Here is a 14913-nt window from a genome sequence, read left to right as displayed (position 1 = left end):
CCGGGCGCGGTGCCTGACCCGCCCGGTTATTCTGGATTGTCCCATCGGCTTTCCAGAGTGCTCAGAACCCGTTTGGCAGCCTGAAAGGTGTTTTTATGCAGCGTTCAGTGACAGAGTTTCTCCGTCCCCGCGACATCAAGGTCGAAGAAATTAGCGCACATCATGCCAAGATCGTACTCGAACCGTTCGAGCGCGGCTTTGGCCACACTCTTGGAAATGCACTGCGTCGCATTCTGCTTTCGTCAATGCCCGGCGCTGCCGTGGTCGAGGCTGAAATCGCAGGTGTCGAGCATGAATACAGTGCCATCGAAGGAGTGCAGGAGGATGTCATCGAAATCCTTCTGAACCTTAAAGATGTTGCGATCAAGATGCACAGCCGCGACGAGGCGGTGCTCTCGCTGAACAAGCAGGGCCCTGCCGTCGTCACTGCTGGCGACATTGCACTTGATCACAGCGTTGAAATCGTCAACCCGGATCACGTCATTGCGCACGTAAACGAAGGTGCCGAGCTGAAAATCCAGCTTAAAGTGGCACTGGGGCGCGGCTACGAGCCAGCTGACGTACGTGGTTCAGATGATGAATCACGGGCGATCGGCCGCCTGCAGCTGGATGCTACTTTCAGCCCTGTGCGTCGTGTTTCTTATGCCGTTGAAGCAGCCCGTGTCGAGCAGCGTACTGACCTCGATAAGCTGATTATCGATCTGGAAACAGATGGCACCCTGGATCCAGAAGAGGCTATCCGCCGCAGTGCGACCATCCTGCAAGAGCAGTTGGCCGCCTTCGTCGACCTTGAAGCTGATAAAGAGCAGGAAGTCGAAGAAGAAGAGGATCACGTTGATCCGATTCTACTGCGCCCCGTAGACGATCTTGAGTTGACTGTTCGCAGCGCGAACTGCCTGAAAGCCGAGAATATCTATTACATTGGTGATCTGATTCAGCGCACTGAAGTTGAGTTGCTGAAGACACCCAATCTTGGCAAGAAGTCCCTGAATGAAATCAAGGATGTTCTGGCAGCACGTGGCTTGTCCCTTGGCATGCGGTTGGAGAATTGGCCGCCAGCAAGCCTGAAGGACGACAAGGCCTCCGCGTGAGCGTCATCTTGAGTCCCAGTTTGGTAAGGAATCACAACCATGCGTCATCGTAAGAGTGGTCGTCATTTAAATCGTAACAGCTCGCACCGTCAGGCTATGTTCAAGAACATGTCTGTATCTCTGGTCGAGCATGAAGTTATCAAGACAACCCTGCCAAAAGCCAAAGAGTTGCGTCGCGTCATTGAGCCGCTGATTACTCTGGCCAAGCAGGATAGCGTTGCCAACCGCCGTCTGGCGTTCTCCCGCACGCGTTCCAAGGAAGCCGTGGGTAAACTGTTCAACGAGCTAGGGCCGCGTTATGCCGAGCGTCCGGGTGGCTACATCCGTATTCTCAAGTGTGGTTTCCGCACCGGTGATAACGCACCAATGGCTTACGTCGAGCTTGTAGACCGCCCCATGGTGGAAGACGTCGCCGCCGAAGATTAATTTCCGTTTCGGCGCAAGGGTGACGGTAAAACCGGCCTGATATCTCTGGCATAATGCGAGAGACTATCAGGCCGGTTTTTTTGTGTGTAATTTATATTGTCGGTGGGCCTCAATGACAGATACAGAAAGCTGAAAAACCGCTATTCTCTATAGGCGTTATCATCGTTACGCTCAACCATTGAACGGATAGGCTGTTATCACCAAGGAACTCAGAGGTCTTGATCATGCAGGCTGGCAATTGCTCTAGGACTCAGTATCGTCGTGCCACCTGGCCTGGCGCGTTTATCGTGCTGGCTGTTGTGGTGGGGGGGCTGTTGCTGGCGTCTGGCGCACAGGCAAATCCGCGTTATGCCGGTATGGTGGTTGATCTGGATAACGGCGAAGTGCTCTACGCTGAGAATCCTGATGAGCGACGCTACCCGGCCTCCCTGGTCAAGATGATGACACTCTACATGACCTTTGAAGCCTTGGAGAGCGGTCGTCTTTCCCTGCATCAACCGCTGAGCGTATCGACTTACGCTGCGGCCAAGCCGGCCGTCAAACTGTGGCTGCCTGCGGGCAGCACTATTACGGTTGATCAGGCGATTCGCGCCTTGTCGGTTCGTTCTGCCAATGACGTGGCTGCCGTGCTGGCAGAAGCACTAGGGGGCTCGGAGAGAATGTTTGCGCGACAGATGACCGAACGCGCCCGGGGGCTAGGTCTGACCGCCACGACATTTAAAAATGCCTCGGGCCTCCCCGACAGCGGTCAGGTTACCACGGCCCGTGACATGGTGCGTCTTGCCGTACGGGTGATGAACGACTTCCCACAGTATTACCACTATTTTGCGCTGCAATCGTTCAACTTCAATGGCAAGACACACAAAAGCCATAACCGCCTGGTGCGCAATTACCCTGGGGCAGACGGCCTGAAAACCGGTTTTATCCGCGCCTCCGGATTTAATGTAGCGACTACCGCGACGCGGGGTAATCGCCGCCTGGTCGGTATCGTCATGGGAGGCTTTTCATCCCGGTCACGTGACGCGCATATGTCTGACCTGCTGGATCGCAGTTTCCTGCGTGCCAGCCTGCGTGACCAGAGCAGCTGGTTGGCCAATGCTGATTTTTCGCGTGAATACATGCAGTTTGATGCAGTGCCACAGCGCTATTCACAGCCTGCCTATGCAAGTGTCGATAACGGCGCTGTCATTTCAGACAGTGCTGGCAGGGCAGGTGAAGGCGCTGGTGGCGCTGCACCGGTTGCCATGGATACTATCACCACACCGCCCGTATCACCCCCACAGCGTCAGGCGGGCTGGGGTGTACAGCTCGGTGCATTCAGTGAAGAAGCGCTGGCGCGCCAACTGGCCACTCAGGCATCGCAGCAGTTAGGTACTCAAGTCAACGGTCAGGTTGCCGTGCAGCCGGTGCCCGGCCAGCGCCGTCTGTTTCGTGCCCGTGTCGTTTCTCTTGAAGAACAGCAGGCACGAAACGCCTGTCTGCAACTGCGCTCGCATGGCATGGATTGCATGGTCGTAAACGCTAGCCTGTAGTGTTAACGTGAAGCGGTAGCCCCGCCTGGGTAACCTCGCGGGGTTTTCTGTTTATGCATCGAGACCTGCCCTGATATGACCACTTCTTTCAAAGGCATCATGTTCATGTGTGCCGGGGTGCTGTGTCTTGCCCTGGGCGACGCTGTGTCGAAATGGCTGGGAGAAGTGCACTCACCCTTGCAGATTGTGTTTTTCCGTACCCTGGTTTCCTTGCCGCTGATTGCGCTTCTGGCGCATTTCGGGGGAGGCCTGCGCAAGCTGCAAACCCGCCGGCCGAAGGTACATCTGGTGCGTGGCGTGATCTATACCGGCACCATGGGCTTTTTTGTCTGGGGGCTGACCATGCTTCCGCTGGCAGAAGCGACGGCGATTGCCTTTGTGGCGCCCATGTTTGTCACTCTGCTGTCAGTTCCCCTGCTCGGGGAGCGTATCGAACTGCCCGTATTGGTGGCGTCATTGGTCGGTTTTATGGGCGTGTTGATTGTCGTACGCCCGGGGGGTGAAGCCTTCCAGCTGGGCTCGCTGGTGATGATAGCGGCGGCGGTCTGCTATGCGCTGATGATGGTGACCGCGCGCCGCTACGGCCGCGAGCACCTCTGGGCCATGGTGTTCTATATGACACTGATTCCCATGCTGCTGACAGCGCTAACGCTCCCCTGGGTATGGCAAACGCCTTATCCATGGCACTGGCCCGGATTTCTGCTGTCAGGTGTTTTAGGCGTTGGCGCCACGGCGTTTATTACCCAGGCCTTTCGTCACGCCCCGGCAGCCATTGCCGCCCCCTTTGATTACACGGCCATGCTGTGGGCCGTTCTGCTGGGCTGGTGGTTCTGGGGCGAACTCCCGGATATCTGGGTACTGGTGGGTAGCGTCTTGATCATAGGCAGCGGCCTGGCGATTGCCCACCACGACCGCCGCACCAGCCTCAAGCGTCGGCCCACTGCCTAGCCAGATGTTGGGCACTGTCGCGAGGTGAGGTTTGCCCACAGATAGCCGAAATGACCGCAACACCGGCAGCACCACTGCGCTTGGCAGCGCGTATATGCGCGGTCTTCAGCCCGCCAATGGCAACCCCCGGCAGCGGGCTTGCCGAGACCAATGCGGCCAGGCCATCAAAGCCGATAGGCGGCTCGTGATCCCCTTTGCTGGGGGTGGCAAACACAGGGCCAAAACCGAAATAATCCAGCAGGCTGGCCGGCGCTCTGGAAAGTTGTGTCAAGGTGTTGACGGATAGGCCAATAATCGCCTCTTTTCCCAGGGCCTGACGCGCCTGCTCGATGGTGGCATCGGTTTGCCCGACATGCAGGCCATCCGCCTGGCTGGCAATCGCCACCTCAAGGCGGTCATTGATGATCAGTGGAACACCGGTTCCTGCCAACAGGCTTTTCAACCGCCTGGCCTGCTCGATCATGGCCACATCGCTGGCCTGCTTGTCGCGCAACTGGACAATGCTTACCCCTCCGGTTACCGCTTCTTCGACGGTACGTTCAAGGCCTTTTTCAGTGCATAAGCCTGCATCCGTTACCAGATACAGTGAGAGATCAAGCGACATTCATTGGCTCCATTTTCAAACAGGTGTCCAGATCCTGAGGGGTCAGCTGATAAAGGGCATCCAGAAAAGCAGGGGTAAAGCTCCCTGGGCCCTTGGCCCTCTGGCCTGCTCGCTCGCCGGCCAGAGCAAAACAGCCAAAGGCGGCGGCAGTCGCCATCCACGGCGATGATGGGTTAGCGCCTACAAACGCTGCTACCGCAGCACTCAGCCCGCAGCCCAGGGTAGTGACTCTGGGCATCAGGGAGTGGCCGCCATACAGGCGTAATGATCGCTGCCCATCGGTGATGATATCCGTCTCACCGCTGACGCCCACAATGCAGCCCTGTTGCCTGGCCAACTGGAGAGCAGCCGTGTAGGCATCGTCTGAACTCGCCGTGCTATCGGCGCCGCGTCCCGGGTTGGCAACGCCATTAAGACTGAGAATTTCAGAGGCATTGCCGCGTATCACAGTGGGCCTGAAGGCGAGCAGCTCAGCGCAAAGTTGCTGGCGGTAGGCGGTGGCGCCGACGGCAACGGGGTCCAGCACCCAGGGCGTACCAGACGCCTGAGCCGTGCGGGCAGCTAGCTGAATACCAGTGGCCCAGGGAGCGGAAATTGTGCCAATGTTCACTGAAAGCGCTGAAGAAAGTTTTACAAACTCAGCCACTTCCTGCTCAGCATGCAGCATAGCCGGTGACGCTCCCAGGGCCAGCAGGATGTTAGCGCTGCTATTCATCGCCACATAGTTAGTGATGCAATGCGTTAAGGGGGGAGTTTGATGGAGGCAGGCCAGGTGTTGGCCCAGGTGCGCTGTTGTCATACATTCCTCCCGGGCGGGAGGCAGTGGGAGCATTCGCCCCCACGACTCCCTACGCCGGTATTATCCGGATCAGGTAGTGAGGGTGCGTCTCAGCTTGAAGCTGTCTTATCTTGGTCGTCAGGCCAAGGTGACCGTTCAAGCGCCCCTGTCGTTACTTCAAGGCAAAAGTCTAACTGAACATCGCTAGGCTGGCGAATTCTTCATTTAAAAGCGATGCGTGTTCCATAGGTCAGCATTTCATCCGGCGACATGGCACGGCCGGGAACCCCGATCATTTCATCACCGCACTGGTCAGCAAACGTCAGCACACCATGCTCTAGACCGAGTTGACCCAGTTTGTCGCGGATTTCACCAGTGCCCAGAAACGACACAACACGACCCTCGTTGTCACTCAGTTCTGATACACCATTGGCGTGGTGGAAACGGACGGTATAGATGCCGTCCATGGATTCCACCTCAACGATGGGTGAAAAGCCATTATGTAGCGCATGTGCCAGTTGGCGATAGCTTAGGCGGTCGCCTATCTGGTAATCGATACTCGTCATGATGAACTCCTGCAGACGGAACTGCGTAAAATATTTTGTACAGCTTTTGATAAATCAGTGTAGAGCAATCGTCAATCTTTGCCAGCCATCCCGGCGTTAAATTCACTAACGAACCGCATCCAGGGCGTGTTGTTGCAGTTGAATCAGGGGGATAACATCCAAGGCTTTTTCATGGGTGGCAGATAAAATAACCGGAGGAGCCAGGCCCACTACGGCTGCTTCCTTCCAGCGACTGGCACACAGGCACCAGCGATCGCCAGGATTGAGGCCAGGGAAGCCAAACTCCGGGTGAGGGGTCACCAGATCGTTGCCCTGCGCGCGTGAGAAGGCCAGAAACTCCTCAGTCACCATGGCACACACGGCATGCACGCCATGGTCATTAGGGCCGACACGGCAAAAGCCATCGCGGTAAAACCCGGTAACCGGGTCATGGCAGCAAGGGGTCAGCGGTTCGCCCAATACGTTACGGTCACGTGACATCGAATCGACTCCAAAAGGGGGCTGGCTCGCCCGTTGCGTGTTTCAGTGTATTGCCTGCATACTGCAAAGATACGTCTATGAAAATATATTTTATATATTACATGAGCAACTTCATGTATAAGCCTAAAAGGATAGTCTGACATGGCTTTCAGCGGTGAGCATCATCCTGGCGTGGCGCCAACGCCTGAAGAAACCAGGGGCTTTCGTCTTAACCATACAATGCTACGCATCAAGGACCCAGAACGTGCCCTGGCATTCTATTCCCGAGTGTTCGGTATGCAGGTCATGCGCCGGCTGGATTTTGAAGAGATGCAGTTTTCTCTCTACTTCCTGGCCAACCTGGAAGACGGGGACGAGGTGCCGGACGATACTTCAGCCCGCACGGCCTGGACCTTCAGCCAGAAAGGCCTGCTGGAATTGACGCACAACTGGGGCACGGAAGATCAGCCGGATTTTGCCTACCATGATGGCAACGCCGAACCGCAGGGCTTTGGGCACATCTGCTTTTGCGTGCCGAACCTTGAAGCCGCCCAGGCCTGGTTTGACGAACACGATGTCACCTTCGTCAAACGCGCTGACCAGGGCAAGATGCAGGACGTGATCTTCGTCAAGGATGCAGATGGTTACTGGATCGAAGTGATACAGCCAGACCGCATGGCCAACAAGGGCGACTGAGCATGGCACATCTGCTGTTCCGGTTGCGCCATGTGACCGATGAAGAAGCCATGGAAGTTCGCCAGCTGCTGGAAGAACACGGCTTTGATACCTATGAGACCCAGGCGGGGTTTTTCCGTCTGGGGGTAGACGCCATCTGGCTGCGCGACAGACGCCAGAAAGAAGCCGCAGAAGCTGTGCTCAAGGACTATCAGACAAGCCGCCTGGAAAAGGCCCGCCGCGAACACGCAGAGGCGTTGGCCAGAGGCGAGGTATCCAGCTTCTGGCAACGCCTGCTACAGCATCCCGTCCAGTTCACCCTGGTGATCCTGGGGGTGGCGCTGATCGTGCTGCTGACGCTGCTGCCGTTTATTGGTCTGGCGCGTTAACAACCGCCAGGTGGCCACGTTTAAGATATAGCTGCACACCTTCACTGCCAGCTTCAAGCTGTGGGGCAGCACCGCAGGGGAAACGGCACCAGCTGCCTTGTATGTACTCATTGCCATCACTGATCAGCGAACCTTGCAGCACAAACAGCTCAAGGCCGCCACCCAGCGGCGGATAAGTCACCTGTGTGTTTGCCTCCCAGCGCTCCAGGCTGACCCGTTCACCGCCATAGGTATGCAGCATCTTGTAGGTGATGCCTGCACGACGGTCAGGCTGCCAGGGCAGGCGGTGGGCCGGCACGGCCAGCTGGAGGATGTCGTCAGGGTCGAACTGGTGCAGTTTGACCAGGATCAGGGCGCCTTCATCGCCAATTCGCGGCGTGTGCCCCGTACCCACAGGGTTGCGTAGGTAACTGCCCGCCGGGTAGCGGCCATGCTCATCAGCAAAAACGCCTTCAAGCACCAGTATTTCTTCGCCGCCGCCGTGAGTATGGCGGCTGAACTGGGTGTTAGGCGCGTAGCGAACCAGGCTGGTGGCGCGGGCCACCTCGTCACCAATGCGGTCCAGCATCATCCGTTCCACACCCGCACTGGGGGACGTGACCCATTGATAGCGTTCCGGTGTGATACAGGCAAAGTCATTAAAATCGGCGTTTACACGCATGGCTTGAGCTCTTGCAATCGGGGAATGGCAGGGTTCGGGAAACAAGTTTCGGCGTCTCTTGCGTGAAATGCAATCCAAAAAAATACCGCCCGAGGGCGGTATCCAATCGTTTACATTGTTATGTCTGTCTCACGGTCAATGATCATGCTGGTCGTCATGGTCGTCATGGTCGTCATGGTCGTCATGGTCGTCATGGTCGTCATGGTCGTCATGGTCGTCATGGTCGTCATGGTCGTCATGGTTGCTGGCGTGGTGATCATCATGGCCCGGCTGCGCCAGTGCAGCATTCAGCACCTCGGCATTATGGCGCATCATTCCCAGGTAGGTGCTCGCCTCACCCTCGCTGGCCAGCGCATCTGCATACAGGGTGCCTGCAATCGGCAGGCCGGTTTCCTCGGCCAGCTGGGTAATGATCGACTGATTGGTCATGTTCTCGTGGAACAGCGCCTGCACATCCTGATCCTCAATCACATCCACCAGATCGGCAATGCTGGCAGCGCTGGGGTCCGCCTCGGTAGAAAGCCCGACCGGTGAGAGAAAGCGCAACCCATAGGCGTTGGCAAAATACCCAAACGAATCATGCCCGGTAATAATCGTGGTCGATGCCGGAATCTCGCTCAGCAGGTCGCGCATCTCACTATCCACTTCGGCCATTTCTTCCAGGTAGCGCTCAGCATTGGCACGGTAAGTGTCGGCATTGTCGCTATCGGCTTCAATCAGCCCATCGCGGATATTGGCCACATAAACCTGGGCCTGCTGCATATCCTGCCAGGCGTGAGGGTCTTCATTGCCGTGGGCATGGCCTTCATGATCGTGATGCCCATGGTCGTCGTGCCCATGGTCGTCGTGCCCATGGTCGTCATGTCCATGGTCGTCATGCCCATGGTCGTCATGCTTATGCTCATCATGTTCCGAGTGCTCATCCTCTGCCTGAGGAGTGAAAGCACGCGCATCAACGCCCTGGGTTGCGGTTACCAGGGGCCCACTATAATCACTGGCATCAATCAGGCGTTCCATCCAGCCTTCAAACAGCAAGCCGTTGAACACCACCAGATCCGCCTGCGCCAAAGAGCGCGCATCGCCAGGGCTGGGAGAGAAGACATGGGCATCCCCATCGGCACCGACCAGAGACGTCACTTCCACATGCTCACCGCCGACGTTTTCGACCATATCCGCCAGAATCGAAAAGCTGGTGACCACATTGACACGTTCCGCCGCCATGGCAGCAGGCAGCGCGAGCAGGGTGCCCGCACCCACTAACCAGCGTGATAAAGAAGAGGGCATCATCTTGACTCCTGTAAAGCAACCGCTGCCAGGCAGCGTTAGGTTAACGATTGTGTTTCAATCGGGGTCGTCTTGCGCCTCAAGCGGGCAGCCAGGCTGTGGTAGCGCCCGAACAAGGCAGATAAAAGATAGCCTGTGCCCGCCAGCAGAATAATGCTCGGCCCGGACGGCAGATCAAAATGGAACGACAGCAGCAGGCCGCCAGTGCTGGCCAGCATCGCCAGCACAATGGCAATGCCGATCAGGCCTTCCAGCCGCTTGCTCCAGAAGCGCGCCGAGGTGGCCGGCAGCATCATCAGCCCCACCGCCATCAGGGTGCCCAGGGTCTGAAAGCCCGCCGTCAGGTTGAGCACCAGCAAACCCAGGAAAATACTGTGAATCCACTGGTTGCGCCGCCCCTGGCCGCGCAGGAACAGCGGGTCCAGACACTCGACCACCAGGGCGCGGAAAATCACCGCCAGTATCAGCACAATCAGGGTGCTGATGCTGGCAATCAACAGCAGGGCCGTGGAGTTGATCGCCAGGATCGAGCCAAACAGCACATGGGTAAGATCAACGCTGCTGCCACCCAGTGAAATCAGCATGACGCCTGCCGCCAGCGAGATAATAAAAAAGCTCGCCATGGCCGCATCCTCACGCTGCCCGCCCATCTTGGAGACCGCCCCGGCCAGCAGCGCCACAAAAACTCCGAAGATAATCCCGCTGATGCTCATCACCGGCAGCGAAAACCCCGCCAGCAGAAAGCCCAGGGCCACGCCCGGCAGAATGGCATGCGCCATGGCATCGCCTATCAGGCTCATGCCCCGCAACACCAGAAAAACCCCCAGGGTGGGCGCCGCCAGCGAGAGCGCCAACCCCGCCACCACGGCGCGGCGCATAAAGCCATAATCAAAGGGCGCGATCAGCCAGCTATCAAGCAGTTCCCACATAATGCCCTCCAGACGTGAACGGCAAGGGGTTGACCGGCCTGTGCGCCGACACCAGCTCGCCAGGCAGCATCCAGTAAGCGTGGCCACCTTCCAGCAAGAGCACCTCATCTGCCAGGCGCTGCAAATGATCCATATCGTGCAGCACCACAATCAGCGTCATGCCGTCATCGGCCATCTGGCGCAGAATAGGCACCAGCACGCTCACGGTTTCGCTATCCACGTTGGCAAAGGGCTCATCCAGCAGCAGAAGCTCCGCCTCCTGCATCAGGGTGCGGCCAATCAGAGCGCGCTGGCGCTGGCCGCCGGAAAGCTCGCCCAAAGGGCGATGGGCCAGATGCGAAATACCCAGGCGCGCCATGATGTCGCGACCCTTGCGATAGTGCGCCGCGCAATAGCCCTTCAGCGCCCCATGGCTTGGCCAGCTGCCGGTCATCACCAGCTCTTCCACGCTCATTGGAAAGGTCAGGTCCAGCACCAGTTGCTGGGGCAGCCAGGCCCGCCGCTCCGGCGGTATGGCACATACCACCTCGCCGCTTATGGGGCTGAGCTCGCCCATAATGGCTTGAATCAGCGTACTTTTACCGGCGCCATTGGCACCAATCAAGGCGGTAATTGCCCCGGCTTTAAACTCACCGGAAACATGCGCCAGCACGCTGCGCCGCGCCTGGGCCAGGTGCAGGTCGTGGAGTATCAGGCGGGAGGGTGTCTTATGGCTCATGATGCCCAGCCACCTGCCCAGACAACCAGCAGCCACAGCACCGCCAACGGCAGCGCCACCAATGCCAGGCGTTTCACCGCCGACAGCGACATCAGGGAAAAATGACAAGGCCCCTCGCGGTTATGTCGATGTGAGTGCTCACTCATCAGGCATCCTCTTAACAGGCAATTACGATAGCATAAAATAAGTTATAACATAACGTTTTGGCGTTTCGAATCATGTGCCAAAAACATCGGATTGTACGCCCTGCAGGCGCATAGGCAATGGTGGGCGCAACCTCTTTGTTAGAAATTGTCGAAATTCCTTGAATATTTCGAGCGCTCGTTCTATTTTTTAAGCATCAACGCGAACACAACAAAAACGCGGATACAACAACAATGACACATGATCCTGATCAAGGGCTGCCCGGCGAATCTCGCCAAGCCTCTCACGTTTCACCCGGCGCGCTGAGTATGGAAGGCCGAATAGCGCTCGTGACCGGTGCCGCCGGCGGTCTGGGCAGGGAATTCAGCCGTTGCCTGCTGGATGCGGGTGCCACTCTGGTGGTGAGCGGACGTCGTCTCGACGCGCTCAAGGCTCTGCAGGAAAGCTTCCCCGAACACGCCGGTCGGGTACATGCAGTGCCCATGGATGTGACCGATGAGTCCAGCGTGATCGCTGCATTTGACGCCATCGGGGACGATATCGGGGTGCCAGACATCGTGGTGTCCAACGCGGGCGTGGCGACGACCTCGAAAGCACTTGATCTTAATACGGCTAGTTGGCGTCAGGTCATTGACACCAATCTGACCGGATCCTGGTTGGTCGCCAGCGAGGCAGCCCGCAGGCTGTCGGCAATTGAGCGGCCGGGCAGCATTATCATGATCTCCTCCATTCTCGGTCACCGTGTGGCTGGTCAGGTAGCTGCATACACAGCCGCCAAGGCAGGCCTCGAGCAACTCACTCGGGCGCTGGCGCTTGAGTGGGCTCGTTACAGTATTCGGGTCAATGCACTGGCACCGGGATACGTCGAGACAGATCTGAATCGCGACTTCTTTGCTACCGAAACCGGTCAGGCAATGATTCGAAGGATTCCACAACGTCGTCTTGGTCAGCCACAAGACCTGGCGGGCCCCTTATTGTTTCTTGCCTCAGGGCTTTCCGACTACATGACCGGCGCCACCCTGGTGGTGGATGGCGGGCATCTTCAATCCTCGCTTTAAGGAGAGATCGTGGACTTTACGCTGACCCCAAAAAATGAAACCTACCGTCGCCAGGTGCGGACGTTCGTGGAAAGCGAACTGTTGCCGCTAGAACAAGACCCGGGTGCTTATGATGAACACGAGAATATAGCACTTGATCGACTTGCCGAGCTGCGTGCCAAAGCACGCCAACAGGGACTCTGGTGCCTGCAGATGCCTGAAAATCTGGGTGGTCAGGGGCTGGATACCTGTGGAATGGCAGCCTGCTATGAAGAAATGAATCGTTCTATCTTCGGCCCTGTAGTGTTCAACTCAGCGGCGCCGGATGACGGCAATATGATGGTACTGGCCAAGGTGGCCACTGCCGCTCAGCAAGAACGCTGGCTTGAACCGATTATCGATGGCCGGGTGGGGTCTTCTTTTGCGATGACCGAACCTCCTCCTGGCTGTGGCTCAGACCCGGGCATGATGCAGACCACGGCGACGCGAGAGGGCAATCACTGGTTGATTCACGGACGTAAGCATTACATCACCGGTGCCGCTGATGCGAGTCACTTCATCCTGATAGCCAAGACGTCTGACGACCCCCGCAAGGGTCTGACAGCTTTCATGTTCCACAGGGATGACCCGGGCTGGGATATCGTCCGCCGGATACCCATCATGGGGCCAGAGGAACATGGTGGCCACTGTGAACTGCGCTTTGACGGTCTCAGGATTCCGGATCATAACCGCCTGATGGAGGTGGGGGATGGTCTCAAGGTTACCCAGATCCGGCTTGGTATCGCCAGGCTTACCCACTGCATGCGCTGGCTGGGGCTTGCCCGCCGCTCGCTTGAAGTGGCCACTGACTACGTCGACACACGCGAATCCTTTGGTCAACGGCTGGCTGAGCGAGAGGGCGTTCAGACCATGCTGGGCGCGGCTGCCATGGACATTCAGGTAGGCCGGCTGTTGACCATGCATGCTGCCTGGACCCTGGATCAGGGGAGTTTTGCGCGCAAGGAGGTCTCCATGGCCAAGGTGGCTGTGGCGGATACCTTGCACAAGGCCGTTGATACCGCCATTCAGCTGTGTGGCGCGCATGGCTATTCAAAAGATACTCCGCTTGAATGGATCTATCGTTATGCGCGGCAGGCTCGTCTGGTCGACGGTGCTTCAGAAGTTCACAAAATGGTGTTCTCAAAAACCCTGCTTGTGGAAGGCACCGATTTCTGGCGCTGGGGAGAGACGCAATGATGACTGCATCCAGGCACCCAGCGTCTTCTGGAGAACCAACAGCTGACGCTTTTGCAGCGTTTATTGCCGACCAGACTGGCGCACGCAAGGCAACTGTCATTGGTTTTGACAAGCTTTCCGGCGGTGCCATTCAGGATAACTTTGGCCTGACTCTGGAACTTGACGGCGGCGACAGGCCAGGTCACCAGGCGTTTGTGGTACGCCAGGATGCCCCTTCAGGTATAGCTTTCAGCCTCAACCGAGTGCAGGAATATGCGGTGCTTAAAGCCGCTCATGGCGCTGGTGTCACCACCCCGGAACCACTGTGGCTATGTGAAGATCCGTCAATCAGTGGCCAGACGTTTTACGTCATGAGCCGAGCAAATGGCAGTGCTTCGCCACGCCAGCTGATCAAGGCAGCTTTCAGCGATCAGCAGCGCCGCGATATCGTTCACCGGCTGGGCATCGAGCTTGCCAACCTCCACCGTGTGCGTCCGCCTCATGAAGGCCTTGACTTCTTGCCGTTGCCATCGCCATCGCCTACACACCCAGCCATCCACCGTATTAGTGAATATCGCCGCTATCTTGGCGCAATTGATGAACCTCACCCGGTGCTGGAGTGGGCACTTAACTGGTTGGCTGACCAGGTGCCCCCCGCTGGCCCAGTTGTGCTTTGCCACAACGATTTCAGAACCGGCAATTACATGATGGACGGTGATCAGTTGACGGCAGTACTTGACTGGGAATTTGCGTCCTGGAGTGATCCGGCTGAAGACCTGGGTTGGCTGTGCTGCCGCAGCTGGCGGTTCGGTGCGAGCCATTTCGAGGTGGGTGGCGTCGGCCACCGTCATGACCTGTTGGAAAGCTACCGAGAAGCGTCCGGGCACCCGGTTGAGGCGTCCACCGTTAGTTACTGGGAAGTCATGGCTCTGGTGCGCTGGGCGATGATTGCCCTGCAGCAGGCTGAACGCCATCTTTCCGGCCAGCAGCGTTCACTGGAGCTGGTGCTCACCGGCCGCATGGTGGCCCAGATGGAATCAGACTTGCTGGATCAGATTCAGGAATTGGAGGCTACGTCATGATGCACCGCCCACTCCCTCAAGACCTGCTTGAAGAAGCGCGACGGGTGCTAAAGGAATCCGTGATTCCAGAGCTTGAGGGTCAGCGCAAATATGATGCCCTCATGGCGGTCAACGCTATCGGCATGGTGGCCCGTGAACTGACTGAAAATGACGGTGAGCAGGCGTCAGCCATCGAAAGTGACGTCCAGGATTTTGTGGCGCTCAATGCCTCGTCCCGTGCTGTTGATCTTGCAGTTGATAACCCGGAACAGGCGCTGGCCGACCTGATTCGTGCGCGTGATGTGTCGGTCGCTGACGCTACCCTGCAAGCCTTGCTGCGTGCGCTGACAGATGCGCGCCTGGCCGTCAATAACCCTGGCTACCTGAGGCGATGAC

19 protein-coding genes and 1 riboswitch are annotated in these 14913 nt (G+C 57.6%); of the genes, 10 read left to right on the top strand and 9 right to left on the bottom strand.

What is annotated here, in order from left to right:
- Positions 1-95 precede the first annotated feature (95 nt).
- The 4 genes from LL947_RS12820 (at position 96) to LL947_RS12805 (ending at position 3997) form a co-directional block, all read left to right on the top strand.
- On the top strand, positions 96-1091 hold the full coding sequence (locus LL947_RS12820) for a DNA-directed RNA polymerase subunit alpha (protein WP_100820751.1): 996 nt from the start codon (positions 96-98) through the stop codon (positions 1089-1091).
- 39 nt (positions 1092-1130) lie between these two features.
- The gene (gene rplQ / locus LL947_RS12815) at positions 1131-1517 is read left to right on the top strand and encodes a 50S ribosomal protein L17 (RefSeq protein WP_290822981.1); all 387 of its coding nucleotides are present in this window, start codon (positions 1131-1133) and stop codon (positions 1515-1517) included.
- Between the two features lie 224 nt (positions 1518-1741).
- Entirely contained in the window at positions 1742-3049 is a 1308-nt protein-coding gene (locus LL947_RS12810) for a serine hydrolase (protein ID WP_499833423.1), read from the top strand.
- 75 nt (positions 3050-3124) lie between these two features.
- Positions 3125-3997 (top strand): DMT family transporter, encoded by an 873-nt coding sequence (locus LL947_RS12805; protein ID WP_404414419.1) that lies wholly within the window; start codon positions 3125-3127, stop codon positions 3995-3997.
- On the opposite strand, the gene thiE is transcribed toward LL947_RS12805, so the two are convergent.
- The 4 genes from thiE to LL947_RS12785 all read right to left on the bottom strand — a co-directional run bounded on the left by thiE (position 3975) and on the right by LL947_RS12785 (position 6425).
- On the bottom strand, positions 3975-4601 hold the full coding sequence (thiE, locus tag LL947_RS12800; protein WP_404414417.1) for a thiamine phosphate synthase: 627 nt from the start codon (positions 4599-4601) through the stop codon (positions 3975-3977). The two genes, LL947_RS12805 and thiE, sit on opposite strands and share 23 nt — an antisense overlap.
- Positions 4591-5400, bottom strand: a complete 810-nt coding sequence (gene thiM / locus LL947_RS12795; RefSeq protein WP_290822985.1) for a hydroxyethylthiazole kinase — start codon at positions 5398-5400, stop codon at positions 4591-4593. The genes thiE and thiM overlap by 11 nt, the downstream gene beginning before the upstream one ends.
- Before the next feature lie 29 nt (positions 5401-5429).
- Positions 5430-5557, bottom strand: a riboswitch (TPP riboswitch).
- Between the two features lie 43 nt (positions 5558-5600).
- Complete coding sequence (locus tag LL947_RS12790; protein ID WP_499833422.1) at positions 5601-5945, bottom strand: hypothetical protein; 345 nt, start codon at positions 5943-5945, stop codon at positions 5601-5603.
- 105 nt (positions 5946-6050) lie between these two features.
- Positions 6051-6425 carry a DUF2237 family protein gene (locus LL947_RS12785; protein WP_290822987.1) on the bottom strand — a complete coding sequence of 125 codons (375 nt, stop codon included), beginning with the start codon at positions 6423-6425 and terminating at the stop codon, positions 6051-6053.
- A 141-nt stretch (positions 6426-6566) separates the two neighbouring features.
- Between LL947_RS12785 and gloA the strand changes: the two genes are divergently transcribed.
- Entirely contained in the window at positions 6567-7100 is a 534-nt protein-coding gene (gene gloA / locus LL947_RS12780) for a lactoylglutathione lyase (protein WP_404414414.1), read from the top strand.
- A gap of 2 nt (positions 7101-7102) precedes the next feature.
- Positions 7103-7468, top strand: coding sequence for a DUF6164 family protein (locus LL947_RS12775; protein ID WP_499833421.1), 366 nt, complete (start codon positions 7103-7105; stop codon positions 7466-7468).
- Here LL947_RS12775 and LL947_RS12770 read toward each other — a convergent pair.
- The 5 genes from LL947_RS12770 to LL947_RS12750 form a co-directional block, all read right to left on the bottom strand.
- A complete protein-coding gene (locus LL947_RS12770) occupies positions 7449-8129 on the bottom strand; it encodes a cupin domain-containing protein (RefSeq protein WP_499833420.1) in 681 nt (226 codons plus the stop codon). The two genes, LL947_RS12775 and LL947_RS12770, sit on opposite strands and share 20 nt — an antisense overlap.
- A gap of 135 nt (positions 8130-8264) precedes the next feature.
- Positions 8265-9416 carry a metal ABC transporter solute-binding protein, Zn/Mn family gene (locus tag LL947_RS12765; protein ID WP_499833419.1) on the bottom strand — a complete coding sequence of 384 codons (1152 nt, stop codon included), beginning with the start codon at positions 9414-9416 and terminating at the stop codon, positions 8265-8267.
- Between the two features lie 35 nt (positions 9417-9451).
- Entirely contained in the window at positions 9452-10342 is an 891-nt protein-coding gene (locus LL947_RS12760; protein WP_290824177.1) for a metal ABC transporter permease, read from the bottom strand.
- Positions 10326-11060 carry a metal ABC transporter ATP-binding protein gene (locus tag LL947_RS12755; RefSeq protein WP_499833418.1) on the bottom strand — a complete coding sequence of 245 codons (735 nt, stop codon included), beginning with the start codon at positions 11058-11060 and terminating at the stop codon, positions 10326-10328. Before LL947_RS12755 ends, LL947_RS12760 begins: the two co-directional genes overlap by 17 nt.
- Positions 11057-11206, bottom strand: coding sequence for a hypothetical protein (locus tag LL947_RS12750; protein WP_171701723.1), 150 nt, complete (start codon positions 11204-11206; stop codon positions 11057-11059). The genes LL947_RS12755 and LL947_RS12750 overlap by 4 nt, the downstream gene beginning before the upstream one ends.
- Before the next feature lie 231 nt (positions 11207-11437).
- On the opposite strand from LL947_RS12750, the gene LL947_RS12745 reads away from it, so the two are divergent.
- The 4 genes from LL947_RS12745 to LL947_RS12730 are packed head-to-tail and all read left to right on the top strand — an operon-like array spanning position 11438 to position 14912.
- On the top strand, positions 11438-12262 hold the full coding sequence (locus tag LL947_RS12745) for an SDR family NAD(P)-dependent oxidoreductase (RefSeq protein ID WP_404414404.1): 825 nt from the start codon (positions 11438-11440) through the stop codon (positions 12260-12262).
- A gap of 9 nt (positions 12263-12271) precedes the next feature.
- Positions 12272-13477 (top strand): acyl-CoA dehydrogenase family protein, encoded by a 1206-nt coding sequence (locus tag LL947_RS12740; protein WP_499833417.1) that lies wholly within the window; start codon positions 12272-12274, stop codon positions 13475-13477.
- Entirely contained in the window at positions 13474-14538 is a 1065-nt protein-coding gene (locus tag LL947_RS12735; protein WP_499833416.1) for a phosphotransferase family protein, read from the top strand. Before LL947_RS12740 ends, LL947_RS12735 begins: the two co-directional genes overlap by 4 nt.
- A complete protein-coding gene (locus tag LL947_RS12730; protein WP_404414398.1) occupies positions 14535-14912 on the top strand; it encodes a DUF6285 domain-containing protein in 378 nt (125 codons plus the stop codon). The genes LL947_RS12735 and LL947_RS12730 overlap by 4 nt, the downstream gene beginning before the upstream one ends.
- The last annotated feature ends 1 nt before the right edge of the window (position 14913 follow it).

This window comes from Halomonas sp. BLK-85 (genome assembly GCF_044792155.1).
GTDB lineage: Bacteria > Pseudomonadota > Gammaproteobacteria > Pseudomonadales > Halomonadaceae > Vreelandella.
Note: the sequence above shows the minus strand (reverse complement) of the source record. Positions and strands in the feature narration are given on the sequence as shown.